The organism is Streptomyces sp. NPDC024555 (assembly GCF_055559335.1).
Genome location: NZ_JBVHKV010000019.1, coordinates 76,460 through 103,193, shown reverse-complemented (window position 1 = coordinate 103,193; position 26,734 = coordinate 76,460). Strand labels below are relative to the sequence as shown.

Here is a 26,734-nt window from a genome sequence, read left to right as displayed (position 1 = left end):
CGGCCGTCTCGGCGGCCGGTTCACCGTGCCTTGAGCCTATCGCGCCGGGGCTCACGCCCTGTACCGCATTGTCGCCCGGCGCGGAGGGAGTTCCGGCACCGTGATTGTACGGAGCGCTTTCGGGCCAGTACTCTGCGTGTTTCATGCGACGCCCTCAGCGCCCCGTCCCCTCCCCCGGCTCCCCCGACGCGGCGGACACCCCCGCCTCCGCGCACGAGACCTGTGCACCCTGCCACCCGGGCAACCTCCCGGCCGAACTGAGCGGGTTCGTGGGGCGCCGGGACGAACTGGCCGATGTGGCACGGATGCTGGACGAGTCCCGGCTGGTCACCGTCGTGGGGGTGGGCGGGGTGGGCAAGACCCGTCTGGTCACCCGGGCCGCGGCGCTGCTGGAGAAACGGTACTGCGACGGTGCCTGGCTGGTGGAGCTGTCCGCCGTCCACGATCCGGCGCTGCTGGAGCACGCGCTGGCCGCCGCCCTGGGCCTGACGGACCACACCACCCGGTCCCCGCGCGCCACCGTCCTCGGCCACTGCGCGGACCGCCGGCTCCTGCTGGTGATCGACGGTTACGAGCATCTGGTCGACGCCTGCGCGGAGCTGGTGCGTGAGCTGCTGCGGCGCTCGCCGGGGCTGCGGGTGCTGGCCGCCGGCCGGCTGCCGCTGGAGCTGGCCGGGGAGGCGGTGTACCCGCTGGCCACGATGGGCGACGAGGACGCCCTGCGGCTCTTCGCCGAGCGCGCGGCGGCGGTGCGGCCGGGATTCCGGCTGACGGAGGGCACCCGGGAGGCCGCCCGGGAGCTGTGCCGGCGGCTCGACGGGATCCCGCTCGCGCTGGAGCTGGCGGCGGGGCGGCTGCGCGCGCTCTCGGCCGAGCAGGTGCTCCAGCGTCTCGACGACCGTTTCCGGCTGCTCACCGGCGGGAGCCGGGGAGCGCTCGCCCGCCACCAGACGCTGCGCACGGCCATCGGCTGGAGCCACGAACTGTGCGCGCCGGGCCAGCGGCTGCTGTGGGCCCGGCTCTCGGTCTTCGCCGGCTCCTTCGACCTGGAGGCGGTCGAGTACATCTGCAGCGGCCCGGAGCTGCCGGCCGACTCCGTGCTCGACGTGCTCTCCGGACTGCTGGCGCAGTCCATCGTGCTGTGCGAGGACTCCCCCGCCGGGACCCGCTACCGGATGCTCGACACGATGCGGGAGTACGGCGCCGAGTGGCTGGCGGCGACGGGCGACACGGACCGGCTGCGCCGCCGCCACCGGGACTGGTTCCTGGGTCTCGCGACCTGGTGCGAGCTCGACTGGTTCAGCCCGCGCCAGGCCGAGGTGGCCGTGCGGGCCGAGAGCGAGCTGCCCAATCTGCGCCGGGCCATGGAGTGCTCCCTGGAGTGCCCCGAGGAGACGCATCTCGCGCAGTACCTGGCGGGCACGCTCTGGTTCCTCTGGGTCGGCTGCGGGCGCCTCGCGGAGGGCCGGCACTGGCTGGACCATGTGCTGGCCGAGGAGTCCCCGTACGACTCCTCCCGGCTCAAGGCCCTGTGGGTGCTGGGCTATGTCGCGGTCCTCCAGGGCGATCCGGTCGCCGCGATCTCGGCGCTGACGGAGTGCCGGGAGGAGGCGGAGCGGACGGGCGACGCCGTGGCCGCCGCCTACGCGGTGCACCGCACCGGCTGTCTGGCCCTGGTCACGGACGACATGGAGCGCGCCCGCACCCTCCTGAAGGAGGCGATCGGCCGCTACCGGGACATCGGCGAGCTGAACAGCAATGTGCTGATGGCCCGGATCGAGCTGGCCATGACCGTCGGCTTCCAGGGCGATCCGCAGGGCGCGGCCGAGATCTGCGAGGAGGTCCGGGAGATCTGCGAGGACCACGGCGAGCGCTGGGCGCACGGCTACGCGCTGTACGTCCTCGGGTTCGCCGCCCTCCAGCAGGGCCGCACCGCGCACGCCCGGGAGCTGCTGGGGCAGTCCCTGTCCGGCAGTCACTCCTTCCACGACCGGCTCGGCACCGTGCTCGCGGTGGAGCTGCTGGCCCTGATCACGGCGGTGGAGGGGGACGCCGCCGAGGCGGCGCTGCTCCAGGGGGCGGCGGACCGGGTCTGGCCGTCGGTCGGACTGCCGCTGTTCGGCTCGGCGCACTACGGCGGGCCCCGCGCGCGGTGCGAGGAGCTGTGCCGGGACGCGCTGGGCGAGGAGGCGTACGCGGGGCGGCTGCGGGCGGGCGGCCGGCTCGGGGCGGACGCGATGGTGGCGAGGGCCCTGGCGGGCGGGGGCCGGTCGCCGGACGCCGGGGAGCCGCCCGGGGCGCGGCCCCCGGCCGGGCGAACGCGAAAGCCCGCCACCTCCCCGGTCGGGGAGGGGCGGGCCTGAAACGCCGGTGTCGAGCGGCTACGCCTGAATCAGCGGGCGTAGTACTCGACGACGAGCTGCTCGTCGCAGATCACCGGGATTTCCTTGCGGTTCGGGTCCCGGTCAAGGCGGAAGGCCAGGGCCTTCAGGTTCACCTGCAGGTAGCGCGGCGTCTCGCCGTCCGTGTCGTTGCCACCCTCACGGGCCACCTGGAAGGGGTGCTTGTCGCGGCTGCGCTCGCGGACCATGACGATGTCGTCCGGGCGGACGCGGAACGACGGCTTGTCGACCTTGCCACCGTTGACCTCGATGTGGCCGTGGACGACCATCTGGCGGGCCTGGTAGATCGTCTTGGCGATACCGGAACGCAGGACCAGCGCGTCGAGACGGCGCTCGAGCTCGACGACCAGCGCCTCGCCCGTCTTGCCCTCGGCCTTCTTGGCACGGTCGTAGGCGCGCACCATCTGGCGCTCGCTGATGTCGTACTGCGCGCGCAGACGCTGCTTCTCCAGCAGACGGACCTTGTAGTCCGAGTTCTGCTTGCGGCCACGGCCGTGCTCGCCCGGCGGGTAGGGGCGGGCCTCGAAGTACTTGACGGCCTTCGGCGTCAGCGCGATGCCGAGCGCGCGGCTCTTCTTGACCTTGGGACGCGACTGATTAGGCACGTTCTCCAGACCTCCGAAATAGGTTAGGTTAGGCTCACCTTACTCAAGGAGATCGCATGTCTCGCCCTGGGAACACCACACACGTCACGGACAGCACAGACAGCGTCGACGCGCTCGATGGCGTCGAGATGACGGAGGACCGATCAGATCGTGGTCAGCCGCGTCCCAGCGGGCTTGAAAACACACGGATGCCGTCAGCAGCCGAGCGCACACGAACTCTCGTACAGAGTACCTGCTCCGCGGTGCTGCTCGTTCCCGGGGCCGCGACGGCCGCCCCGGACGGTCCGGAGCCGCTGTCCAGGAGCGTCGGTCCGGACGGCGATCTCTTCCTGGAGTTCCCCTCGTCCTCCCCGGTCGTACGGGCCGTGACGCACCCCCGGGGCGGGGAGCCGGCCGGCGTGCTGGAGATCACCGACGTCGCCCCGGTCGCCGTACCGCACCGCGTGCGGGGCCGGGCCCGGATCTGCGGCCGGCTCACCGCGGTCCCGGGCCTCGCGGGCCCCGGCCGGACGGTGCTCTGCCTGGAGACGGCCGAGGTCCATGTCGAGGACCTCTGGGGCGCGGGCCCCGTCACCCGCGAGGAACTGCGGGACGCGTCCGCCGACCCGCTCGCCGCCCACGAGACGGAGCTGCTCCAGCATCTGCACGCGGCCCACGGCGACACCCTGGGCACCCTGTGCGCGCTGCTCGGCGAGCGCGGCACCGGATCCGGCACCGCGGACGGGCCGGCCGTCGTACCGCTCGCGCTGGACCGGCTGGGGCTGCGGGTCCGCGTCGTCGCACCCGGCGGCGCCTGCTTCGACGCGCGCTTCGAGTTCCCCGAGCCGGTGCGCGACGCGGCGGAGCTGAGCCACGCCCTGCACATCCTCTTCGAGGCGGCCGCGGCCTGAGACCGCCCCGGCGCCCCGGACCCGGTTACGAGGCGTCCGCGTCGCCCGGCCCGTCCGCGCGGCCCAGCCGCTCGCGGACCCGGTCGGCCACATCCGCGTACCGGGCCTCGGCGCCGTAGCGCGTGGGCCGGTAGTAGCGCTTGGCGCGGACCGCGTCGGGGGCGTACTGCTGGGCGGCGATGCCGCCCGGGACGTCGTGCGGATAGACATAGCCCTGGGCGTGGCCGAGCTGGGCGGCGCCCTTGTAGTGGCCGTCGCGCAGATGCGCGGGCACCGGTCCGGCCAGCCCCTTGCGCACGTCCTCCTGGGCGGCGGAGATCGCCAGGGTGGCCGCGTTGGACTTCGGGGCGAGGGCCAGCGCGATGGTGGCGTGGCTGAGGGTGAGGGCCGCCTCGGGGAAGCCGATCATCGCCACGGCCTGGGCCGCGGCGACCGCCGTCGGCAGTGCCGTCGGATCGGCGAGACCGATGTCCTCGCTGGCCGAGATCATCAGCCGCCGGGCGATGAAGCGGGGGTCCTCCCCCGCCTCGATCATCCGGGCCAGATAGTGCAGTGCCGCGTCGACGTCGGAACCGCGGATCGACTTGATCAGCGCGCTCGCCACGTCGTAGTGCTGGTCGCCGTCCCGGTCGTACTTCACGGCGGCCCGGTCGACGGTCTCCTCCACCGTGGAGAGCGTGATCGCCTTCTCGTGCTTGGCCAGCGCGGCGCCCGCCGCGGCCTCCAGGGCCGTCAGCGCCCGCCGCGCGTCACCGCCGGCCACCCGCAGCAGATGCTCCCGGGCGTCCTCGTCCAGCGCCACCGCGCCGCCCAGTCCCCGCTCGTCGGTCAGGGCGCGGTCCAGCAGTCCGCGCAGATCGTCGTCGGTGAGGGATTCCAGCGTCAGCAGCAGCGAGCGCGAGAGCAGCGGGGAGATGATCGAGAAGTAGGGATTCTCGGTGGTCGCTGCGATCAGCGTGACCCAGCGGTTCTCCACGGCCGGGAGCAGGGAGTCCTGCTGCGCCTTGGAGAAGCGGTGGATCTCGTCCAGGAAGAGGACGGTCTCCTTGCCGTAGCCCCCGGTGGCGCGGCGGGCGCCCTCGATCACGGCCCGTACTTCCTTGACGCCCGCGGTGATGGCGGAGAGCTCGACGAATCGCTTGTTCGTCGCCTTGCTGACCACGTACGCCAGGGTGGTCTTCCCGATCCCCGGAGGACCCCAGAGGATCACCGACGAGGGGCCCGCCGGTCCTCCGCCGCCCTCGCCGACCAGACGGCGCAGGGGGGAACCCGGCTTGAGCAGATGCTGCTGGCCGACGACCTCGTCCAACGTACGCGGACGCATCCGCACAGCGAGGGGGCTGCTGGACGGATCCTTCTCCTGGCGGTCTTCGGCGGCTGCGGTAAAGAGGTCGGGCTCCACGTCTCGAAGCCTATGCCACCCCACTGACAACGCCGCCGGGCCGGTGCGGGCCCGGCGGTGGGAGGGGTCCGGTCAGCTGGTCCAGAAGTCCCACCAGCGGGTCAGGATCAGCATGCCGATGATGCCCACCCACAGGACCGGGGGCACCCAGTGGAACTCGGTGAGGCCGTTCCGCAGCCAGGCGGGCGCGGGGATGATCCGGTGCTTGATGTTGTGCACGGTGACGTAGCAGAACATGAAGATCGTGGCGACCCAGGCCAGGCAGCACCACAGGCAGAGCGAGTTGATGTTGTACAGCGACTGGTACTGCAGCCAGGTGCAGAAGCCGACGCCGAAGAGCATGCCGGCGTTCATGCCCAGCCAGTACCAGGCGCGGAAGCGGGCCCCGGCGAGCAGCGCGAGACCGATGCCGATGATCACCGGGTAGGTGGCCATGCCGAGCATCGGGTTGGGGAAGCCGAACGCCGCCGCCTGCTCGCTCTTCATGATGTTGCCGCAGGCCACCACCGGGTTGAGGCTGCACCCAGGCACGAAGGTGGGGTCCTCCGCGAGCTTCAGCTTGTCGATGGTGATGACCCAGGCGGCGAGGAGTCCGGCGGCGCCCGTGATCACCAGCAGCAGCGCCAGCGCGCGGCCGCCGCCGATGGTCCGCGTCCCGCGGTCCTCGTCCTGGTCGGAGGAGGGATGGTCAACCGCTGCAGTCGTCATATCGCCGTTCCGTCAGTGAGTGGCCTGCTGGGGCAGGGTCATTGTGCCGTACGGTTCCTCCGCTTCTCCGTTCGATGCGGATAAAGACGCGCACACGGCAAGGGCTCCGCCGGGTGCCGAACGCGGTGGTGCCGGGGCCTCGTTGCCGCGACCGCCCGTCGGCAGGGTCAGTCCGCGCTCCGGGTAAATCGCCCGCCGGGGTGAAAACGACCGGCGCCCCGTTGACGTCGAGGTCAACGGGGCGCGGCGGTCGGGGTGTTGCCGTGGGTCAGACGAGGCGGGCGCGGACCGTCTCGACGACGTCGGACAGGGGAACGGCGGTCTGCTCGCCGGACTCCATGTCCTTGAGCTGCACGACGCCTTCGGCCAGATCGCGTTCGCCGGCCACGATCGTGAACCGTGCGCCCGAGCGGTTGGCGCTCTTCATGGCGCCCTTCAGCCCCCGGCCGCCGAACGCGAAGTCCGCGGCCACGCCCTCGCGGCGCAGCCGGGTGACGACGCCGAACAGCACCCGGCGCGCGTCCTCCCCGAGCGGGACGGCGAAGACGCTGGTGGTGGGGGGCAGTTCGAGCACGACGCCCTCCGCCTCCAGGGCGAGCACCGTGCGGTCCACGCCGAGGGCCCAGCCGACCGAGGGCAGCGCGGGGCCGCCGATCATCTCGGAGAGCCCGTCGTACCGTCCGCCGCCGCCCACCGCGGACTGGGAGCCCAGTCCGTCGTGGACGAACTCGAAGGTGGTGCGGGTGTAGTAGTCCAGACCGCGGACGAGCTTCTCGTCGTCCTCGAAGACGACGCCCGCCTCGCTGAGCAGGTCGCGGACCTGCTCGTGGTACGCCTTGCAGGCGTCGCAGAGGTAGTCGCGCAGCACCGGTGCCCCGGCCAGCTGCTTCTGGACCTCGGGGCGCTTGTCGTCGAGGACCCGCAGCGGGTTGATCTCGATGCGGCGCCGGGTCTCCTCGTCGAGGTCCAGGTCGCGCAGGAAGGTCTGGAGCGCCTCGCGGTAGACCGGGCGGCACTCGCGGTCCCCCAGCGAGTTGAGCAGGATGCGGAACTCGCGCAGGCCGAGGTCCCGGTACGCCTGGTCGGCGAGGATGATCAGCTCGGCGTCGAGGACCGGGTCCTCGGCGCCGATCGCCTCGGCACCCACCTGCGAGAAGTGGCGGTAGCGGCCCTTCTGGGGGCGCTCGTAGCGGTAGTACGAGCCGGAGTACCAGAGCTTGACGGGCAGATTGCCGGCCTTGTGGAGGTTGGCCTCCAGCGCGGCGCGCAGCACGGAGGCGGTGCCCTCGGGGCGCAGCGCCAGCTGGGAGCCGCCCTTCGTGGTGAGGGTGTACATCTCCTTGGTGACGATGTCGGTGGACTCGCCGACGCCGCGGGAGAAGAGGGCGACGTCCTCGAAGCCCGGCGTCTCGACGTATCCGTAGCCGGAGTTCTTCAGCGGGGCGGCGATCGCCTCGCGCACCGCGAGGAACTTCGCGGAGTCGGGCGGGGTCAGGTCGTAGGTGCCCTTGGGGGCCTTGAAGGTGCTCACGATGTCTCTCGTCACATTCCTCGTCGGGGCGCGGCCGCACCACTGAGGTACGGGTTGGTGGCGCGTTCGCGTCCGATGGTGGTCTGGGGGCCGTGGCCGGACAGCACCACCGTCGAGTCGTCGAGCGGCAGGCACACACGGGCCAGCGACTCGACGAGTTCGACGGGGTCGCCGCCGGGCAGGTCGGTACGTCCGACGGAGCCGGCGAAGAGCAGGTCGCCCGAGAAGAGGACCGGCGGAACATCCGCGGCCTCGGGCATCCCGAACGTCACCGACCCCTTGGTATGGCCGGGCGCGTGCGAGACGCCGAACTCCATGCCCGCCAGCCGGAGCCGGGCGCCGTCGCTCAGCTCCTTGACGTCGTCCGGCTCGCCGATGGTCAGCTCACCCATGAGCGGCATCCCGATGGAGCGGCCGAGGGCCTTCTCCGGGTCGCTCATCATGTACCGGTCCTCGGGGTGGATCCACGCCGGGACGTCGTGCGCCCCGCAGACGGGGACGACCGAGGCGACGTGGTCGATGTGGCCGTGCGTGAGGATCACCGCGACCGGCTTGAGCCGATGCTTCTTCAGCGCGTCCTCGACGCCGGGAGCCGCCTGGTGGCCCGGGTCGATGATCACGCACTCCTCGCCCGCGGCGGGGGCGACCAGGTAACAGTTGGTCCCCCAGGCCCCGGCCGGGAACCCGGCAATCAGCACGATCGTCCTTAATGGTCGTCCGACGAGAGGTCGGCTGCGAGGTCGCAGCAGTTCAGAGCCTACCGGCGCTCCTCATTCCACAGCCAACGCGTATACGGTACGGGGCAACGCAGGCCCGGTCACACGACGTACAAGGAGATCACCCGGTGGTCAGCAGCGATCAGCGGCGGCGGCAGCTCGCCAGGGAGAAGTTCGAGCGGCAGCAGCAGCGCCGTGAGGAGGCCCGTCGCAGGACGAGGCGGCTGACGGTCGTCATCACCTCCTCGGTGGCCGTGGTGGCGGTCATCGCGGGTGCCACGTACCTCGCCACCAGCGGCGACGACGACAAGAGCGACAAGGCGGCCGCGTCGGCGAGCACCAGTCCGTCCGCGGAGCCCTCGCCCTCGGCGAGCGAGAAGGCCGAGCCCGAACCGGCGATGAAGATCGACAAGAAGGCGTCGTACACGATGTCGCTCAGGACGAGCCAGGGCGACATCGCGTTCACGATGGACGCGGCCAAGACGCCGCACACCACCAACTCCTTCAAATCGCTCGCGGACAAGAAGTTCTTCGACGGCACGAAGTGCCACCGGCTGACGACGGACGGCATCTTCGTCCTGCAGTGCGGCGACCCGAAGGGCGACGGCACCGGCGGTCCCGGGTACACGATCCCGGACGAGAACCTGACGGCCCTGGGCAAGGCGGGCGCCGACGGCACGGTGACGTACCCGGCGGGCACGGTGGCGATGGCCAACACCGGCCAGCAGCACACCGGCGGCAGCCAGTTCTTCCTCGTGTACAAGGACAGCAAGCTGCCGCCCACGTACACGCCGTTCGGCACGATGGACAAGGACTCCCTGAAGGTCGTCGAGGCGGTCGGCAAGGCGGGCGTGGACGGCGGCGCGGCCGACGGTGCGCCGAAGAAGGCCGTGAACATCTCGAAGGTCACCGTCGACAAGGGGTGAACCCGCGGGAACGCGCTCGGTGCGGCCGGATAATTTCGGCCGCGCTGAGTGCGGACAGCCGGGCGGCGCGTCGCCTAGATTGGCGTCGTGCAGGGCGGGCGCTGCCCGCCCCAGGAAACTGTGGACGATGCCAGGGGGGCGAACCCCTTCGCGGGCATCAGGTGGAGGAGGCGCTGTGAGCAGCGACCCGTGGGGCCGTGTCGACGAGACAGGCACCGTGTACGTGCGTACAGCCGACGGCGAGCAGGTCGTCGGATCGTGGCAGGCCGGTTCTCCGGAGGAGGCCCTGGCCTACTTCGAGCGCAAGTACGAGGGCATTGTGGTCGAGATCGGCCTCCTCGAACGGCGGGTGAAGACCACCGATCTGTCCGCGAAGGACGCGACCACCGCCATCGAGCATCTGCGCGCCCAGGTCGACGAGCACCACGCCGTCGGGGACCTGGACGCGCTGCGCAAGCGGCTGGACGCCCTGGTGGCGACGGTCGACTCGCGGCGTGAGGAGCGCAAGGCCCAGAAGGCGAAGCAGACCGACGAGGCCAAGCTGGCCAAGGAGGCGCTGGTCGCCGAGGCCGAGGAGCTGGCGCGCAGCGAGCAGTGGCGTGCGGCGGGCGAGCGGCTGCGGGCGCTCGTGGACACGTGGAAGGGCCTGCCCCGGCTCGACCGCAAGTCCGACGACGAGCTGTGGCACCGCTTCTCGCACGCCCGTTCCGCCTTCTCCAAGCGGCGCAAGGCCCACTTCGCCTCGCTGGACGCCCAGCGCGAGGAGGCCCGCAAGGTCAAGGAGCGGCTGGTCGCCGAGGCCGAGTCGCTCTCCGGGTCGCGGGACTGGGGTGCCACGGCGGCCCGCTACCGCGATCTGATGACCGAGTGGAAGGCCGCGGGCCGCGCCCAGCGCGAGGCCGAGGACGATCTGTGGAACCGTTTCCGCGGTGCCCAGGACGTCTTCTTCGCCGCGCGCGGCGAGGTCTTCGCGGAGCGTGACGCGGAGCAGGGCGAGAACCTCAAGCTCAAGGAGGAGCTCGCCGCCGAGGCCGAGAAGCTGGTGCCGGTGACGGACCTGAAGGCGGCCCGTGCCGCGTTCCGGGGCCTGAACGAGCGCTGGGAGGCCATCGGCCATGTGCCGCGCGACGCCCGTCCGAAGGTCGAGGGGCGGATGCAGGCCGTGGAGCGGGCGCTCCAGGAGGCCGAGGAGGCGGAGTGGCGCCGGACCAACCCGGAGGCGCGGGCCCGTGCCGCGGGTCTGACCGGGCAGCTCCAGGCGGCCGTCGACAAGCTGCGGACGCAGATCGACACCGCGCGCGCCTCGGGCAACAACGCCCGTGCCGACAAGCTGGCCCGTGAGCTGGAGGGACGGCAGGCGCTGCTGGACCAGGCGCTCAAGGGCCTGGAGGAGTTCGGCGGCTGACCGCCGGCTCCGGCCGTGTGCGAGAGGGGCCCTTCCGCTTCGTGCGGAAGGGCCCCTCTGCTGTGTGCGTACGGGACCGGGTTACGGCCTGCGGGCCGAGGTCACCCGGTACACGTCGTAGACGCCCTCCACGCCCCGTACGGCCTTCAGGACGTGGCCGAGGTGCTTGGGGTCGCCCATCTCGAAGGTGAAGCGCGAGGTGGCCACCCGGTCGCGGGAGGTCTGCACGGCCGCCGACAGGATGTTGACGTGCTGGTCGGACAGGACCCGGGTGACGTCCGAGAGGAGCCGGGAGCGGTCCAGCGCCTCGACCTGGATGGCGACCAGGAAGACGGAGGACTGGGTCGGGGCCCATTCGACGTCGAGGATCCGCTCGGGCTGCTGCGAGAGCGAGTCGACGTTGACGCAGTCGGCCCGGTGCACGGAGACGCCGCTGCCGCGGGTGACGAAGCCGATGATGGGGTCGCCGGGGACGGGGGTGCAGCAGCGGGCGAGCTTCACCCAGACGTCCTCGACGCCCTTGACCACGACGCCCGGATCGGCGTTGGAGCGGCGCTTGGCGCGGCTGCGGGAGGGCGGGGTGCTCTCCTCCAGGTCCTCGCTGGCCGCGTCCTCGCCGCCGAGCGCCTGGACCAGCTTCTGCACGACGCCGGCGGCGGCCACATGGCCCTCGCCGATCGCCGCGTAGAGCGAGGAGATGTCGGGGTAGCGCATCTCGTGGGCGAGGGTGACCAGGGAGTCACCGGTCAGGATGCGCTGGATCGGCAGGTTCTGCTTGCGCATGGCGCGCGCGATGGCGTCCTTGCCCTGCTCGATCGCCTCGTCGCGGCGTTCCTTGGAGAACCAGGCCCGGATCTTGTTGCGGGCCCGCGGCGACTTGACGAAGCCGAGCCAGTCGCGCGAGGGGCCCGCTCCGGCGGCCTTGGAGGTGAAGACCTCCACGAGGTCGCCGTTGTCGAGCGTGGACTCCAGCGGGACGAGCCGCCCGTTGACCCGTGCTCCTATCGTGCGGTGGCCGACCTCCGTGTGGACGGCGTACGCGAAGTCGACCGGGGTGGCCCCGGCCGGAAGCGCTATCACGTCGCCCTTCGGCGTGAAGACGAAGACCTCGTTGCGCGAGAGGTCGAAGCGCAGCGACTCCAGGAACTCGCTGGGGTCCTCGGTCTCCTTCTGCCAGTCCAGGAGCTGGCGCAGCCACGCCATGTCGTTGACGGTGTCCTGGCCCCGCCCGGTGTTCTTGGGGACGTCGGTGCGCACCTTGGAGGCGCCGGCGACGGCCTCCTGCTTGTACTTCCAGTGCGCGGCGATGCCGTACTCGGCGCGGCGGTGCATGTCGAAGGTCCGGATCTGGAGTTCGACGGGCTTCCCGCTGGGGCCGATCACCGTGGTGTGCAGCGACTGGTACATGTTGAACTTGGGCATCGCGATGTAGTCCTTGAACCGGCCGGGGACCGGATTCCATCGCGCGTGGACGGTGCCGAGCGCCGCGTAGCAGTCGCGGACGGTGTCGACGAGCACCCGGATGCCCACCAGGTCGTAGATCTCGGCGAAGTCCCGGCCCCGCACGATCATCTTCTGGTAGACGCTGTAGTAGTGCTTGGGCCGTCCGGTGACGGTCGCCTTGATACGGGCGGCGCGCAGGTCGGCCTGGACCTCGTCGGTCACTATGGCGAGGTACTCGTCGCGCTTGGGCGCCCGCTCGGCGACGAGCCGGACGATCTCGTCGTACATCTTGGGGTAGAGGATCGCGAAGGCGAGGTCCTCCAGCTCCCACTTGATGGTGTTCATGCCCAGGCGGTGGGCGAGGGGGGCGTAGATCTCCAGCGTCTCGCGGGCCTTCTTCTCCTGCTTCTCCCGCTTGAGGTAGCGCATGGTGCGCATGTTGTGGAGCCGGTCGGCCAGCTTGATGACCAGGACCCGGGGGTCCTTGGCCATGGCGACGACCATCTTGCGCACGGTCTCGGCCTGGGCGGCCTCGCCGAACTTGACCTTGTCGAGTTTGGTGACGCCGTCGACGAGCAGGGCCACCTGGTCGCCGAAGTCCTTGCGGAGGGTGTCCAGCCCGTACTCGGTGTCCTCGACGGTGTCGTGCAGCAGTCCCGCCATCAGAGTGGCCGGATCCATACCCAGCTCGGCGAGGATCGTCGTCACGGCGAGCGGATGGGTGATGTACGGGTCGCCGCTCTTGCGCTTCTGGCCGCGGTGCCAGCGCTCGGCGACCTGGTAGGCGCGCTCGATCTGGCGGAGCGTGGACGCCTCGGTCTTGGCGTCGTTGCCGCGGACGATGCGGAGCAGCGGTTCCAGTACGGGGTTGTACGGGCTGGAGCGCTGGACGCCGAGGCGGGCGAGGCGGGCGCGGACCCGGTTGGAGGAGCCGCCGGTGCGGGACGCCGAGCTCGCGGGGGCGGTCGGCGCGGGCTTCGCGGGCGGTTTGGGCGCGCTGGGGGCCGGGGAGGCGGGGGCGGCCGGCTGGCTGGGCGAGGCGGGCGCGGGCCCGTTCGCCGCGGCCGGGGCGGGGCCCGTGCCGGGCTGCGGTGCCGGGGGCTTCGGCTTCTCCGCGGGCGACTGCTTCGCGGGCGTGGCGGAGGCCGCCGCGGGCTCGTCGGGCTGCGGGGCGGCGACTGGCTGGGCCTCGTCTGGCAAGAGCGCTCCTCGTGCGGATCCGGACACCCGGAAGGGCCATCGTATCGACCCGACGGCCGGTCCTCCCCCGGGGACCGGGAGAGGAGTCACAACGCCGACGGGCACCCGGATTGTTCCCGGGTGCCCGTCGGCGGTGGCGCGTCGTGCGGTCAGACCGTGATCAGGGCTTCCAGAGGGGCGCCCTGCAGGTCGGGGGTGAGGCGCTCGCGGCCGGCCAGGAAGCCCAGCTCCATGAGGACGCTGACGCCGGCGACCCGGGCCCCGGCCCGCCGGATGAGGCCCAGCGAGGCGGCGGCGGTGCCACCGGTGGCCAGGACGTCGTCGATGACCATGACGTGGTCGTCGGCCGACAGGTCCTCCGCGTGGATCTCGATCTCCGCGGTGCCGTACTCCAGCTCGTACGCCTGGCTGAGCGTGGCGCCCGGCAGCTTCCCGGCCTTGCGGACGGGGACGAAGCCGAGGCCGGCGCGGACGGCGACCGGGGCGGCCAGGATGAAGCCGCGGGCCTCCAGGCCGACGATCTTCGTGGCGCCGTGCCGTACGCACAGCTCCGCGAGGGCGTCCGTGAGGGCCGTGAAGGCGACCGGGTCCGCGAGCAGCGGGGTGATGTCCTTGAACATCACGCCCGGCTTCGGGTAGTCCGCCACGTCCCGGATGCGGCTGAGGAGCAGCTCCCGGGTGTCCTCCGCGGTGCTGGTCATCGGCGCTTCCCTCCGGTCCGGCCGTGGCCCGTCGGGGGCTCCTGGCGCTGGCCGACGACCGCGCCGGCGGGCGCGGCGTCCTCGGGGGACCCGTCGTCGTCTCCGGTGTCGACGGACTCGCCCTTGGCCGCGGCGGCGGCGCGCTTGGCGAGGACCCGCTTCTTCAGGGCCTTCATCTGCGGTTCGCGTTCCTTGAGGTCGGCGACGAGCGGAGTGGCGATGAAGATCGAGGAGTACGCACCGGCGGCGAGGCCGACGAAGAGGGCCAGCGAGATGTCGTTCAGCATGCCGGCGCCGAGGACACCGCCACCGATGAACAGCAGACCGGCGACCGGCAGCAGGGCCACGACGGTGGTGTTGATCGAGCGGACCAGCGTCCCGTTGATGGAGCGGTTGGCGATGTCGCTGTAGGTCCACCGGGTCTGCTTGGTGATCCCGTGCGTGCCCTCCTTGAGGCTGTCGAAGACGACGACCGTGTCGTAGAGGGAGTAACCGAGGATCGTCAGCAGACCGATGACCGTGCCCGGGGTGACCTCGAAGCCGACCAGGGCGTAGACGCCGACGGTGATGGTGATGTCGTGGATCAGCGCGGCGAGGGCCGCGACGGCCATGCGCCATTCGAAGGCGATCGCCAGGTAGATCACCACGAGGACCATGAAGACGCCGAGGCCGGTCCAGGCCTTGTTGGCGATCTGCTCACCCCAGCTGGGGCCGACCAGGTCGGCGGCGATCTTCTCGCTCGGGACGTTCAGGCCCTTGGAGAGCTCGTCCTTGATCTCGTCGGACTTGGCGGTGTCGACCTCGGTGATCTGGATGCGCAGGGTGCCGTTGCCCAGCTTCTGGACGATGGCCTGGTGGCCGGAGGCCTCCGTGGCCAGGTCCTCGGCCTGGGAGACCGTGGCGGACGTCTTCGGGGTGGTGAAGACGGCGCCGCCCTTGAACTCGATGCCCATGTTCAGGCCGCTGACCACCAGGCCGAGGATGGCCGTGATGGTGATCAGGATCGAGACGCCGTACCAGATCTTCCGCTTGCCGATGAAGTCGTAGCCGACCTCACCGCGGTAGAGACGGGCGCCGAGATTGCCGAGTCGCGACATCTCACGCCTCCTTCGGGTCGGTGGGGGCGTTGACACGGCGCGAGCGGCGCAGCGGGGGCTTGGCACCGAGCCGCTTCGGGTCCAGTCCGGACCAGGGGTGGCCGCTGGCGAAGAACTTCTTCCGGGCCATGATCGTCATGACCGGCTTGGTGAAGAGGAACACCACGACCACGTCGAGCAGGGTGGTGAGACCCAGCGTGAACGCGAAGCCCTGGACCTTGCCGACGGTGACCACGAAGAGGACCGCGGCGGCGAGGAACGACACGAAGTCGGAGACGAGGATCGTGCGCCGGGCGCGCGGCCAGGCCCGCTCGACGGCGGGGCGCAGCGTACGGCCCTCGCGGATCTCGTCCCGGATGCGTTCGAAGTACACGATGAACGAGTCCGCGGTGATACCGATGGCCACGATGGCGCCGCAGACCGCCGGCAGGTTCAGCGCGAAGCCGATGGCCGGGCCGAGGAGCGACATGATCGTGTAGGTCAGGATGCCGGAGGCCAGGAGGCTGAGCAGGGCGATGAACGCCAGTCCGCGGTAGTAGGCCACCAGGTAGACGACCACGAGGGCCAGACCGATGGCACCGGCGATGAGGCCGGCCCGCAGCTGCTCGCCGCCGAGTGCGGCGGTGACGGTGGTGACGCTCTGCTCCTGGAAGGAGAGCGGGAGCGCACCGTAGGAGAGCACGTTGGCCAGGTCCTCGGCGGACTGCTGGGTGAAGCTGCCGGAGATCTCGGCGTTGGCGCTCAGCGCCTCGCGCACGGACGGGGCCGAGACGACCTCGTTGTCGAGGGCGATGGCGAACTGGTTCTGCGGCGACTGCTGCTGGGCCAGCTTGCCCGTGGTCTTGTTGAACTTCTTGGCGCCGCCGCCGGTGAACTCCATCTGGACGATCCACTGGCCGGTCTGCTGGTTGATCGCGGCCTTGGCGCTGTCCACGTCGGTGCCGTCGACCTCGGCGGGACCGAGGATGTACTTGGCGCTGCCGTCCTGCTCACAGGCGACGACCGTGTCGGTGGCCTTGGAGCCCGCGGCCGCCTTGGAGCGTGCGGCCTTGGTGGAGCAGTCCAGCGCCTCGAACTTCTTCTGCAGGTCGGCGGCGGCCGCCTGCTCCTCGGCGGAGGCCGTCGGGGTGGCGCTCGCCTCGGGGGTGGCGCTCGCCTTCGACGAGGCACTGGCCGAGGGCGACGGCGTGGAGTCGGCCTTCAGGGCGCCGGTGACCGCGCGGCCCTGGGTGGTGGCGCTCGCGCTCGGCTTGGCCGAGGAGCCGTTCGCCTGCTCCGAGGCGGAGGCGCTCGGCTTGGGCGACGGGCTGGCCTTGCCGGTGGACGAGGCGCTCGGCTCGGGGGTCGGCGTGCCAGCGGCGACGGTCAGCACGGGCCGGAAGTAGAGCTTGGCCGTGGTGCCGACCTGCTCGCGGGCCTGGGCCGAGTTCGTACCCTTGGGGATGTTGACGATGATGTTGCGATCGCCCTGGGTCTGGACCTCGGCCTCGGAGACGCCAAGACCGTTGACGCGGCGTTCCATGATCTGGACCGCGGTGTCCATGTTGGTCTTGTTGATCGCCGATTCCTGGCCCGGTTCGGCCTTCGCCTCCAGCGTGATGGACGTGCCACCCGCCAGGTCGATGCCGAGACGCGGCGTCGGCTGGTCCGCCAGGAACATCCCGCCGGTGAGCGCGACCATGGCGATCAGGATCAGGGCCAGGGAACGCCCCGGCCTCCCCTGACCACCGGCCGGGCGCCGGCCCTTCTTCGGTGCTGCCACCTTCTCGTTTCTCCCTGTCCAACCGCCCCGCGCCGGGTACGCGCCCGAGCGGCCACGAAGTTTAGTGGGGACCCGCCCCCGCAGAAGACCGCACGTCCCGGGGACGGCCCGACGCCTGTGGGCTCGGAACCATCCCCGGATCGTGTGCTACTTCGCGTCGGGCTCGCCGTCGGCCTTGCCCTCGGGCTTCTCGTCGGCCTTGCCGTCGCTCTCCTCGGCGTCGGCCTCGTCGGAACCGGTCTTCTTGACCAGGTCCGTCTTGGCGTCGGCGGGGGCGTCGTCGGCCTCGGTCAGCGAGGAGGCGTCGTCCGGCACGACCGCGCCGTCGACGTCCAGCTCGTCCTCGTCGCCGTGGACGATGCGGTTGTACTCCGCGTCGTCGAGCACGGCGCCGATGGCGTTCTTCGCGTAGACGGCGTGGACGCCCGGGGCGACCTCAAGGAGAACCGTGTCGTCGTGAAGCTCCTTGACGGTGGCGTACATGCCCCCGATCGTGCGGACGCCGGTGCCGGGCTGCATGTCGTTGCGCATGGCCACGGCCGCCGCCTGCTTCTTCTTGGCGGACCGCGTCATCAGGAACATGGCCCCGATGAGCACGATGAAGGGGAGGAGAGTCACGGGATTCACGGGACGATTTTCCTTCGCACGACCGCACTCGAAAGCGGCCTGGTCTACGGGGGTGGGTACACCGACCTTTAAGGGCGGCATCGGCGGAGTCTAAGCGAGTCCGCATCGATGGAACAACGCCCAGCATGGCTCCGTGGTTCCTGTGCGGGTCAACCTGTGACGCATCACGCCCCGAACAGGCCCTGTTGTCCCTTTCCGCCGTGCTGCGGCGGCACCAGCCCCAGATGGGCCCAGGCCGCGGGGGTGGCGACCCGCCCGCGCGGCGTCCTGGCCAGCAGTCCTTCCCGTACGAGGAAGGGCTCCGCGACCTCCTCGACCGTCTCGCGCTCCTCCCCCACGGCGACCGCGAGGGTGGACAGGCCGACCGGGCCGCCGCCGAACAGCTTCAGCAGCGCCTCCAGCACCGCCCGGTCCAGCCGGTCGAGACCCCGGGCGTCCACCTCGTAGACCGACAGGGCGGCCGCCGCGGTCTCCCGGTCGATCCGTCCGTCGGCCTTGACCTGGGCATAGTCCCGGACGCGGCGCAGCAGCCGGTTGGCGATACGGGGGGTGCCCCGGGAGCGTCCGGCGATCTCCGCGGCGCCCTCGGCGTCGATGATCACGTCGAGGAGGCCGGCGGAGCGGTGAATCACCCGTTCCAGTTCGGCCGGGGCGTAGAACTCCATGTGTCCGGTGAACCCGAAGCGGTCACGGAGCGGGGGCGGCAGGAGTCCGGCCCGGGTGGTCGCGCCGACCAGGGTGAAGGGGGGAAGCTCCAGGGGGATGGCGGTGGCGCCGGGTCCCTTGCCGACGATCACGTCGACGCGGAAGTCCTCCATGGCCATGTAGAGCATCTCCTCGGCCGGCCGCGACATGCGGTGGATCTCGTCGAGGAAGAGGACCTCGCCCTCCTGGAGGGAGGAGAGGATGGCCGCGAGGTCCCCGGCGTGCTGGATGGCGGGGCCGGAGGTGATCCGGATCGGGGCGCCCATCTCCGCGGCGATGATCATGGAGAGGGTGGTCTTGCCGAGGCCGGGGGCGCCGGAGAGCAGCACGTGGTCGGCGGTGGCGCCGCGGGCGCGGGCGGCCTTGAGGACCAGGTCGAGCTGCTCGCGGACCTTCTCCTGACCGACGAACTCGTCGAGGTCCCGGGGGCGCAGCGCCGCCTCGACCGCGGTGTCCTCGCCGTCCGCGCCGGCGTCGACGAGGCGCTCGTCGAGCAGCTCGCCGGTGTCGGGGCCGGTCTCGTCCCAGTTCATCTCGTCTGTCCCGCCTCGGATCTTTCGGTGCCGGGTCCCGGGGGCCGGGGCCGGTGTCGGTGTCGGTGTCGGGGGTGGTGCCCGGAGCCGCTCAGCGGGCCCGGTTGAGGGTCTGGAGGGCGGCGCGCAGCAGTTGCGGCACGGGCGGTGCGGCGCCCTCGGCCAGGGCGGCCTCGGCCCGGGGTGCCACGGCGGCGACGGCCTCGTCCGCCTCGCGGGTGGCGTAGCCGAGGCCGATCAGGGCGGCCTGGAGCTGGTCGCGCCAGGAGGCGGTGACGGCCGTGCCGATGCCCTGGGGGGCGTGGCCGGTGCCGACCGGTTCGCCGAGGCGGTCCTTGAGTTCGAGCAGGAGCTTCTGGGCCCCCTTCTTGCCGATGCCGGAGACGGCGGTGAGCGCCTTCTCGTCGCCGGTGGCCACGGCGATCCGCAGGGCGTCGGGGGTGTGGGTGGCCAGCATCGCCTGGGCGAGCCGGGGTCCGACGCCGCTGGCGGTCTGGAGCAGTTCGAAGACCTGGCGCTCGTCGTCGTCGGCGAAGCCGTAGAGCGTCAGGGAGTCCTCGCGGACGACGAGGGAGGTGGCGAGTCTGGCCTCCTGGCCGACGCGCAGCGCGGCCAGGGTGTTCGGCGCGCACTGGACCGCCATGCCGATGCCGCCGACCTCGATGACGGCCGTGGTCGGGGCGAGCGCGGCGACGGGGCCGCTGACGAAGGCGATCATCGGGGGACCTTCCGGACGGGTGCTGCTGCGGTGCGCGGGACGCGCGGGGTGCGGCCGGCGGCGGCCGCCGCGTGCGCCTGCTGGAGACGGTTGATCACGGGGGCGCGCCAGATGTGGCAGATGGCCAGGGCGAGGGCGTCCGCCGCGTCGGCGGGCTTCGGAGGTGCGTCCAGCCGCAGGAGCCGGGTGACCATGGCACCGACCTGTGCCTTGTCGGCGCGTCCGTTGCCGCTGACGGCGGCCTTGACCTCGCTGGGGGTGTGCAGGGCGACGGGGATGCCGCGCCGGGAGGCGCAGAGCATGGCCACGGCACTGGCCTGGGCGGTGCCCATCACCGTACGGACGTTGTGCTGGGCGAAGACCCGCTCGACCGCCACGAACTCGGGGCGGTGCTCGTCGAGCCAGGCCTCGATGCCGCGCTCGATGGCCACCAGCCGGTGGCCCAGCTCCGCGTCGGCCGGGGTGCGCACGACACCCACCCCGAGCATCGTCAGGGGCCGTCCGGCCACTCCCTCGACGACGCCGACCCCGCACCGGGTCAGCCCGGGGTCCACCCCGAGAACGCGCACGTCCCGCCCCTCCCCGCCGATCGGTCAACTGTTCTGGCAGGCTATCGGCTCGCACTGACAATGCGACGGGCCGACGGGGTGTGTCCCCGTCGGCCCGTCGCAGGAACCGTGCCGGCGTCCGGCGCCGGATCAGGCGTCGACCTTCTCCATGACCTCGTCGGAGACGTCGAAGTTGGCGAAGACGTTCTGCACGTCGTCGCTGTCCTCCAGCGCGTCGATCAGCTTGAAGATCTTGCGCGCGCCCTCCTCGTCCAGCTCGACCTGCATGGTCGGGACGAAGTTGGCCTCGGCCGAGTCGTAGTCGATGCCGGCCTCCTGGAGCGCGGTGCGGACCGCGATCATGTCGGTGGCCTCGCTGAGCACCTCGAAGGTGTCGCCGAGGTCGTTGACCTCCTCGGCACCCGCGTCGAGCACGGCGCCCAGCACGTCGTCCTCGGACAGCTCGCCCTTGGGGACGATCACGACGCCCTTGCGGTTGAACAGGTACGAGACCGAGCCCGGGTCGGCCATCGAGCCGCCGTTGCGGGTCATGGCGACGCGGACGTCGGAGGCGGCGCGGTTGCGGTTGTCGGTGAGGCACTCGATGAGCACCGCGACACCGTTGGGGCCGTAGCCCTCGTACATGATCGTCTCGTAGTCGGCACCACCGGCTTCGAGGCCGGCGCCGCGCTTGACCGCCGAGTCGATGTTCTTGTTCGGGACCGAGCTCTTCTTCGCCTTCTGGATGGCGTCGAAGAGGGTCGGGTTGCCCGACACATCGGCGCCGCCGGTGCGCGCGGCGACCTCGATGTTCTTGATCATCTTCGCGAAGAGCTTGCCGCGCTTGGCATCAATCACGGCCTTCTTGTGCTTCGTCGTAGCCCATTTAGAGTGGCCGGACATCTGCCTTCTCCTTCGCGTCACCAAATTCCGTACGAACCCGAGAGATCCTACCGGGATCGAATCAGGTGGCTGTGCGCACCATGTCCACGAAGTAGGCGTGAACCCGGTGGTCACCGGTCAGTTCCGGGTGGAACGACGTGGCGAGGGCGTTTCCCTGCCGAACCGCCACGATATGCCCACCGTACTCGGCCACGACCCTGGCGCGGGCGCCCACCGACTCCACCCAGGGGGCCCGGATGAAGACGCCCTCGACCGGCCCGCCCTCGATGCCGGCGACGTCGACGGCCGCCTCGAAGGACTCGTTCTGCCGCCCGAAAGCGTTACGGCGCACGATCATGTCGATGCCGCCGATCGTCTCCTGGCCCGAGCGCGGGTCGAGGATCTTGTCGGCGAGCAGGATCATCCCGGCGCAGGTCCCGTAGACCGGCATCCCGGCCGCCACCCGCTCGCGGAGGGGTTCGAGCATGCCGAACAGCGCGGCCAGCTTCGACATGGTGGTGGACTCGCCGCCGGGAACGACCAGGCCGTCGACCTCGGCGAGTTCCTCGGGACGCCGGACCGGCCTGGCCAGGGCGTCCGCCGAGGCCAGGGCGATCAGGTGTTCCCGTACGTCGCCCTGAAGGGCCAGGACGCCGATCACAGGAGAGTCGCTCATGGTGACTACCAGCCGCGGTTGGCGTAGCGCTCGGCCTCGGGCAAGGTGTCGCAGTTGATGCCGACCATGGCCTCGCCCAGGTTGCGGGAGGCGTCCGCGATGATCTTCGGGTCGTCGTAGAAGGTGGTGGCCTTGACGATCGCGGCGGCGCGCTTGGCCGGGTCGCCGGACTTGAAGATGCCGGAGCCGACGAAGACGCCCTCGGCACCGAGCTGACGCATCAGCGCGGCGTCGGCCGGGGTGGCGACACCGCCGGCGGAGAACAGCACGACGGGCAGCTTGCCCAGCTCGGCGACCTCCTTGACCAGCTCGTACGGGGCGCGCAGTTCCTTGGCCGCGGCGTACAGCTCGTTGTTGTCGTAGCCGCGCAGCCGGGCGATCTCGTTCTTGATCTGTCGCAGGTGGCGGACGGCCTCGACGACGTTGCCGGTGCCGGCCTCGCCCTTGGAGCGGATCATGGCCGCGCCCTCGGCGATACGGCGCAGCGCCTCGCCCAGGTTGGTCGCACCGCAGACGAACGGGGTGGTGAAGGCGAACTTGTCGCTGTGGTTGACCTCGTCCGCCGGGGTCAGGACCTCGGACTCGTCGATGTAGTCGACGCCGAGCGACTGGAGGACCTGGGCCTCGACGAAGTGGCCGATGCGGGACTTGGCCATGACGGGGATGGAGACGGCCTCGATGATCTCCTCGATCATGTTCGGGTCCGACATCCGGGCCACGCCGCCGTCCTTGCGGATGTCGGCGGGCACCCGCTCCAGGGCCATGACGGCCACGGCACCCGCGTCCTCGGCGATCTTCGCCTGCTCGGCGTTGACGACGTCCATGATCACGCCGCCCTTGAGCTGCTCGGCCATGCCGCGCTTGACGCGGGCGGTACCGGTGGCCGGGGCGTCGGCGGACTGCGGGGTGGGAAGCGTGGACACGGATCGACCTCACTACGGAAGAAGGGGGTGCCAGGAGTGGTCTGGCCTGCGGTGTGGCGCACTGCAGAGCAAACTCCCGGGCACCGGTCCACAGCAAGGGCCAATGAGGGGCCGGTGGATCGTTTTGGAGCCGGGCGCGGACGGGTCCGGGTGCGGGCGGGTCCCCTTCGTCCCGCCCCGGCTCAGCCGGCGGGCCGGTCCGCGAGGGCCACCGGCGGTTCGTCGTCCATCTCGAAGGCCATCGGGAACGGGGCGTGCCCCGCCAGCCGGAACCAGCGCACCGTGCGGTGGCGGCGCAGGGCGCGCGCGGCCCGCACCGCGTCGTTGTGGAAGCGGCGCGCCATCGGAACCCTGCGCACCGCGGCCGCCAGCTCCGAGGCCGCCTCCTCGCCGCCGGGGACCTCCTTGACCGCCTCCACCTGCGCGCTCTCGCCGAACACGGCGCGCAGGGCGGTACTCAGCTCGCTCTCGGCCACCTCGCGCTGCTCCTCCTCCGACTGCCGGGCGGCGTGCGCGGCCTCGTACAGCACGATGGAGGACGCCGGGTCGAGGAGCCCGGAGGTGGCGAGTTCCTGGGTGACCGACGCACGGCGCAGCAGTTGGGCGTCGAGAGCGGCACGGGCCGCATCGATCCGGGTGTGCAGGCGGTCGAGCCGGCCGGCGGTCCAGCTGAGGTACAGGCCGATCGCGACGAGAACGACGACGGCCCAGATGAGGGTTGCGGTCACGGGCGGCAAGGCTACCGGTGAGCGGGCACCCGTCCCGCGTCCCGGCGGCGCGCGTGCCGTCGGGGCGGGGCCGTGGCGTGGCGTGGCGACGGGGCGGGGGCGTCGCGACGGGGCCGTTCCGCTGGAACGAGACGGTTACGTCGCGACGAGACCGCGACGTCGGAACGCGACCGTGTCGTCGCGACGGGACCGTTGCGTCGAAACGGAACGGTCCCGTCAGGACGGAATCGTGGCGACGGGACGGGAGCGTCCCTCAGAACGGAACCGTTCCGTCGGAACGCGACCGTGTCATCGGGACGCTGCGGTCACGCCGGAACGAGACCGCAGCGTCGGAACGAAACCGTCCCGACGACACGAAATCGTGGCGTCGCAACAGGACCGTTCCGCCCTCAGCCGCCGGAACCCCGACGGCAGCCCCGCCTCAGCCCCGAAGCTGACCGCCCGGCTCCCGGTCCCGGCTCAGCCCGAACCGCGCCCGCAGCCCGGTGCGTTCGTCGGTGGCGACCGAAGCGGCGCCGTCGGTGACCGTCTCGTACACCGCGAGGATGTCGGCGCCGACCGTCGACCAGTCGAAGCGGCGCACGTGCGCGCTGCCGCGTTCGCGCAGCGCGGCGCGGCGGGCGGGGTCGCCCAGCAGCCGGACGGCCGCATCGGCCAGCGCGTCCGCGTCCTCGTTGGCGAACAGTTCACCGGCCGCGCCCTGGTCCAGGACCTGTGCGAAGGCGTCCAGATCGCTGGCGAGGACGGGCGCGCCGGCCGACATCGCCTCCACGAGGATGATGCCGAAGCTCTCTCCGCCGGTGTTGGGCGCGACGTAGAGATCGACGCTGCGCAGCAGCCGTGCCTTGTCCTCGTCGCTCACCATGCCGAGGAACTCCACGCGGGCGCGCATCTCGCGGGGCAGCGAGGCGACGGCCTCCTCCTCGTCGCCCCGGCCGGCCACCAGCAGCCGGGCCTCCGGCCGCGCCGCCAGGATCGCGGGCAGCGCGCGCATCAGGACGGGCAGGCCCTTGCGGGGCTCGTCGATCCGCCCGATGAAACCGATGGTGGAGCCCTGCCACTCGGGCCGCGGCTCGGCCGACGCGAAGAAGTCCACGTCGACGCCGTTGGGGATGACGACCGCGTCGCCGCCCAGATGCTCGACCAGGGTCCGGCGCGCGTACTCGCTGACCGCGATGCGCGCGCTGATCTTCTCCAGCGCCGGCTGGAGGATCGGGTACGCGGCGATCATGGCCCGCGAGCGCGGATTGGAGGTGTGGAACGTGGCGACGATCGGCCCCTGCGCCGCCCAGCAGGTCAGCAGGCCCAGCGACGGGGAGGTCGGCTCGTGGATGTGCACGACGTCGAAGGTCCCGTCGTGCAGCCACCGCCGCACCCGGGCCGCCGACAGGAAGCCGAAGTTCAGCCGGGCGACCGAGCCGTTGTACGGGACGGGTACGGCCCGGCCCGCCGAGACCACGTAGGGCGGCAGCGGCGTCTCGTCGTCGGCCGGGGCCAGCACCGAGACCTGGTGGCCGAGACCGGTCAGATGCTCGGCCAGATCACGGATGTGGAACTGCACACCGCCCGGTACGTCCCAGGAGTAGGGGCAGACGATGCCGATCTTCACGGCGGGGCCTTTCGTTCGGAGCAGGCCGGGTCGAGGAGCGCGGCCGGGAGCCGTCAGGCCCGGGGTTCGAGGTCGTCGGTCCACAGGCGCTGCAGCATGTGCCAGTCCTCCGGATGCTCGGCGATGCCCCGGGCGAAGGCGTCGGCCAGGGCCTGGGTCATCACCGACGTCTTCCGCGTACGGTCACCCTCCCCCGGCACCTCCACCGGCGGGTGGATCCGCGCCTTCATGACCGGCGTGTCGTCGTACGAGAGCGTCACCGGCAGAAGCAGCGCACCGGTCTGCTGCGCCAGCAGGGCCGGGCCCGCGGGCATCCGCGCAGTGGCGCCGAAGAACGACACCTCCACGCCCGACGCCGACAGATCGCGGTCCGCGACCAGGCACACCAGCCCGCCCGCCCGCAGCCGCCGCGCCAGCGTCCCGAACGCGGCCCCGCCGTTGTGCGGCAGGACCTCCATGCCCAGTCCCTCGCGGTACGCCACGAACCGGTCGTACAGCGACTCCGGCTTCAGCCGCTCGGCGACCGTGGTGAACGGCACCTTCAGGTCCGTGGTCACCCACGCCCCGGCCAGATCCCAGTTGCCCAGGTGCGGCAGCGCGAGGATCACCCCGCGTCCGCTGTCCAGACCGTCCGTCAGCCGGTGCGCGTCCGTCACGTCGATGGACGCCTTGATCCGCGCCGGACTCCAGGCGGGCAGCCGGAACGACTCCATCCAGTACCGCATGTAGGAGCGCATCCCGGCCCGGGACAGCTCCGCGAGCCTCGCCGGATCCGCGTCCGGCACCACCCGCGCCAGATTGGACTCCAGCCGCAGCACGCTCTTCCCGCGCCGCCGCCACACCTGATCGGCCAGCGTCCGGAACAGCCCGCGGGCCACCGGCTCGGGCAGTTTGCGGACCGCGGCCCAGCCCAGCCCGTACAGCCCGTCGCTCACGCGCTCCGCGAGCCGGGGAGCACCGCTCACTGCGCGGCCTCGCTCCCCCGGTCCACGGCCGCGGCGGCCGCGTCGGCCTCCGCGGACTCGCGGCGCACCGTCACGACCCGCTGGATCAGCGTCACCAGGCTGCCCGCGGCGACGATCCACAGCGCGATCGGCAGCAGCACCTGGATACCGGGCACGCCGAACTTGTGCAGACCCGCGAATCCGGCCGCGACCAGCGAGATCACCAGCCGCTCGGCACGCTCCACCAGCCCGTTGACGGCGACCGGCAGTCCGATCGACTCACCGCGCGCCTTGGTGTACGAGACGACCTGGCCGCTCGCCAGGCAGAAGATCGAGACCGCGCACAGCACGTTGTCGTCGCCGCTGCCCGCGTACCAGAGCGCGAAGCCGGCGAAGATCGCCCCGTCCGCCACCCGGTCCAGGGTCGAGTCGAGGAACGCGCCCCAGCGGCTGGAGATCCCCGCCTGCCGCGCCATGTTCCCGTCGACCAGGTCGGAGAAGACGAAGATCGTGATGACGATCGTGCCCCAGAAGAACTCCCCCATCGGGAAGAAGACCAGCGCACCTGCCATCACCCCGGCCGTGCCGATCAGGGTGACCGTGTCCGGGCTGACTCCGAGACGAAGCAGCAGGGCGGCGAACGGCGTGAGGACACGCGTGAAAAAGGCACGCGCGTACTTGTTCAGCATGGCCTTCCCGAGGGTCGGTGGGCCGGATGACCCCGTCGGCCACCGGCTGAAGGGTGCTGAAGGCCCCGGCCGGACCGGGCGGCGGTGTCCGGTGCGTGCGCCCGCGGAACGCCGGGGCGTCCCCGCGGCGAGCCCCGGGAACGTACCGGCGGCGACGCGGACATGCGTGCCGGGCGCAGCGAGCCCGGCCGGGGCCTTCAGCACCCTCGTCGCCCATCGTAGTCACGCCCGTCGCCCGCCACCGTCCGGGCACCCCGGGGGATGTCGTGCGCGGACGTACGGCGTATGGACGCGCCCGGTACGGAGTGGAAAGCTCGGAACTACCGCGGGCGTCGCCGCAGCCGCCGCGGGCGGCTCCCCGTGC

General features: G+C 71.6%; 23 protein-coding genes and 1 pseudogene. 4 read left to right on the top strand and 20 right to left on the bottom strand.

Annotated elements, in window-relative coordinates:
• The first annotated feature begins 143 nt into the window (after window positions 1–143).
• Window positions 144–2,391: pseudogene (locus tag ACZ4FH_RS29075) on the top strand (ATP-binding protein).
• 1 nt (window position 2,392) lies between these two features.
• Here the strand turns inward: ACZ4FH_RS29075 and rpsD are convergent.
• Window positions 2,393–3,007 (bottom strand): 30S ribosomal protein S4, encoded by a 615-nt coding sequence (rpsD, locus tag ACZ4FH_RS29070; RefSeq protein ID WP_383646038.1) that lies wholly within the window; start codon window positions 3,005–3,007, stop codon window positions 2,393–2,395.
• Between the two features lie 188 nt (window positions 3,008–3,195).
• Between rpsD and ACZ4FH_RS29065 the strand changes: the two genes are divergently transcribed.
• Entirely contained in the window at window positions 3,196–3,897 is a 702-nt protein-coding gene (locus ACZ4FH_RS29065; RefSeq protein WP_467308583.1) for a DUF2470 domain-containing protein, read from the top strand.
• A gap of 25 nt (window positions 3,898–3,922) precedes the next feature.
• Here the strand turns inward: ACZ4FH_RS29065 and ACZ4FH_RS29060 are convergent, their stop codons facing one another.
• The 4 genes from ACZ4FH_RS29060 to ACZ4FH_RS29045 all read right to left on the bottom strand — a co-directional run bounded on the left by ACZ4FH_RS29060 (window position 3,923) and on the right by ACZ4FH_RS29045 (window position 8,236).
• On the bottom strand, window positions 3,923–5,299 hold the full coding sequence (locus ACZ4FH_RS29060) for a replication-associated recombination protein A (RefSeq protein ID WP_467308581.1): 1,377 nt from the start codon (window positions 5,297–5,299) through the stop codon (window positions 3,923–3,925).
• Window positions 5,300–5,371: 72 nt separating this feature from the next.
• A complete protein-coding gene (locus ACZ4FH_RS29055; RefSeq protein ID WP_383646027.1) occupies window positions 5,372–6,007 on the bottom strand; it encodes a vitamin K epoxide reductase family protein in 636 nt (211 codons plus the stop codon).
• 268 nt (window positions 6,008–6,275) lie between these two features.
• A complete protein-coding gene (gene hisS, locus ACZ4FH_RS29050; RefSeq protein WP_467308578.1) occupies window positions 6,276–7,538 on the bottom strand; it encodes a histidine--tRNA ligase in 1,263 nt (420 codons plus the stop codon).
• 11 nt (window positions 7,539–7,549) lie between these two features.
• Window positions 7,550–8,236, bottom strand: a complete 687-nt coding sequence (locus ACZ4FH_RS29045; protein WP_467308576.1) for an MBL fold metallo-hydrolase — start codon at window positions 8,234–8,236, stop codon at window positions 7,550–7,552.
• A gap of 146 nt (window positions 8,237–8,382) precedes the next feature.
• Here ACZ4FH_RS29045 and ACZ4FH_RS29040 point away from each other — a divergent pair, with 146 nt between their 5' ends.
• On the top strand, window positions 8,383–9,180 hold the full coding sequence (locus ACZ4FH_RS29040) for a peptidylprolyl isomerase (RefSeq protein WP_467308575.1): 798 nt from the start codon (window positions 8,383–8,385) through the stop codon (window positions 9,178–9,180).
• A 175-nt stretch (window positions 9,181–9,355) separates the two neighbouring features.
• Complete coding sequence (locus ACZ4FH_RS29035; RefSeq protein ID WP_467308573.1) at window positions 9,356–10,585, top strand: DUF349 domain-containing protein; 1,230 nt, start codon at window positions 9,356–9,358, stop codon at window positions 10,583–10,585.
• 81 nt (window positions 10,586–10,666) lie between these two features.
• Here the strand turns inward: ACZ4FH_RS29035 and ACZ4FH_RS29030 are convergent, their stop codons facing one another.
• The 15 genes from ACZ4FH_RS29030 to pgsA form a co-directional block, all read right to left on the bottom strand.
• Entirely contained in the window at window positions 10,667–13,228 is a 2,562-nt protein-coding gene (locus ACZ4FH_RS29030) for a RelA/SpoT family protein (protein ID WP_467308572.1), read from the bottom strand.
• 149 nt (window positions 13,229–13,377) lie between these two features.
• Entirely contained in the window at window positions 13,378–13,929 is a 552-nt protein-coding gene (locus tag ACZ4FH_RS29025) for an adenine phosphoribosyltransferase (protein ID WP_467308570.1), read from the bottom strand.
• A complete protein-coding gene (gene secF, locus ACZ4FH_RS29020; protein ID WP_467308569.1) occupies window positions 13,926–15,026 on the bottom strand; it encodes a protein translocase subunit SecF in 1,101 nt (366 codons plus the stop codon). Before secF ends, ACZ4FH_RS29025 begins: the two co-directional genes overlap by 4 nt.
• Before the next feature lies 1 nt (window position 15,027).
• Entirely contained in the window at window positions 15,028–16,788 is a 1,761-nt protein-coding gene (secD, locus tag ACZ4FH_RS29015) for a protein translocase subunit SecD (RefSeq protein WP_383646004.1), read from the bottom strand.
• Window positions 16,789–16,935: 147 nt separating this feature from the next.
• Window positions 16,936–17,415: a preprotein translocase subunit YajC gene (gene yajC, locus ACZ4FH_RS29010; protein WP_467308567.1), complete on the bottom strand. Its 480-nt coding sequence runs from the start codon at window positions 17,413–17,415 to the stop codon at window positions 16,936–16,938.
• A gap of 164 nt (window positions 17,416–17,579) precedes the next feature.
• Window positions 17,580–18,653 carry a Holliday junction branch migration DNA helicase RuvB gene (gene ruvB, locus ACZ4FH_RS29005; RefSeq protein WP_467308566.1) on the bottom strand — a complete coding sequence of 358 codons (1,074 nt, stop codon included), beginning with the start codon at window positions 18,651–18,653 and terminating at the stop codon, window positions 17,580–17,582.
• A gap of 91 nt (window positions 18,654–18,744) precedes the next feature.
• Window positions 18,745–19,371, bottom strand: coding sequence for a Holliday junction branch migration protein RuvA (ruvA, locus tag ACZ4FH_RS29000; RefSeq protein ID WP_467308564.1), 627 nt, complete (start codon window positions 19,369–19,371; stop codon window positions 18,745–18,747).
• A complete protein-coding gene (ruvC, locus tag ACZ4FH_RS28995; RefSeq protein ID WP_383645992.1) occupies window positions 19,368–19,940 on the bottom strand; it encodes a crossover junction endodeoxyribonuclease RuvC in 573 nt (190 codons plus the stop codon). Before ruvC ends, ruvA begins: the two co-directional genes overlap by 4 nt.
• Window positions 19,941–20,069: 129 nt before the next feature.
• Window positions 20,070–20,822 carry a YebC/PmpR family DNA-binding transcriptional regulator gene (locus ACZ4FH_RS28990; RefSeq protein ID WP_383645989.1) on the bottom strand — a complete coding sequence of 251 codons (753 nt, stop codon included), beginning with the start codon at window positions 20,820–20,822 and terminating at the stop codon, window positions 20,070–20,072.
• A gap of 61 nt (window positions 20,823–20,883) precedes the next feature.
• Window positions 20,884–21,477, bottom strand: a complete 594-nt coding sequence (pdxT, locus tag ACZ4FH_RS28985; protein WP_467308561.1) for a pyridoxal 5'-phosphate synthase glutaminase subunit PdxT — start codon at window positions 21,475–21,477, stop codon at window positions 20,884–20,886.
• A gap of 5 nt (window positions 21,478–21,482) precedes the next feature.
• Window positions 21,483–22,400, bottom strand: a complete 918-nt coding sequence (gene pdxS, locus ACZ4FH_RS28980) for a pyridoxal 5'-phosphate synthase lyase subunit PdxS (protein ID WP_467308559.1) — start codon at window positions 22,398–22,400, stop codon at window positions 21,483–21,485.
• Between the two features lie 182 nt (window positions 22,401–22,582).
• Window positions 22,583–23,128: a LemA family protein gene (locus tag ACZ4FH_RS28975; protein ID WP_383645977.1), complete on the bottom strand. Its 546-nt coding sequence runs from the start codon at window positions 23,126–23,128 to the stop codon at window positions 22,583–22,585.
• A 421-nt stretch (window positions 23,129–23,549) separates the two neighbouring features.
• Window positions 23,550–24,737 carry a glycosyltransferase family 4 protein gene (locus tag ACZ4FH_RS28970; protein ID WP_467308556.1) on the bottom strand — a complete coding sequence of 396 codons (1,188 nt, stop codon included), beginning with the start codon at window positions 24,735–24,737 and terminating at the stop codon, window positions 23,550–23,552.
• 53 nt (window positions 24,738–24,790) lie between these two features.
• Window positions 24,791–25,702, bottom strand: a complete 912-nt coding sequence (locus ACZ4FH_RS28965) for a phosphatidylinositol mannoside acyltransferase (RefSeq protein WP_467308555.1) — start codon at window positions 25,700–25,702, stop codon at window positions 24,791–24,793.
• A complete protein-coding gene (gene pgsA / locus ACZ4FH_RS28960) occupies window positions 25,699–26,370 on the bottom strand; it encodes a phosphatidylinositol phosphate synthase (protein WP_467308553.1) in 672 nt (223 codons plus the stop codon). Before pgsA ends, ACZ4FH_RS28965 begins: the two co-directional genes overlap by 4 nt.
• Window positions 26,371–26,734 lie beyond the last annotated feature (364 nt).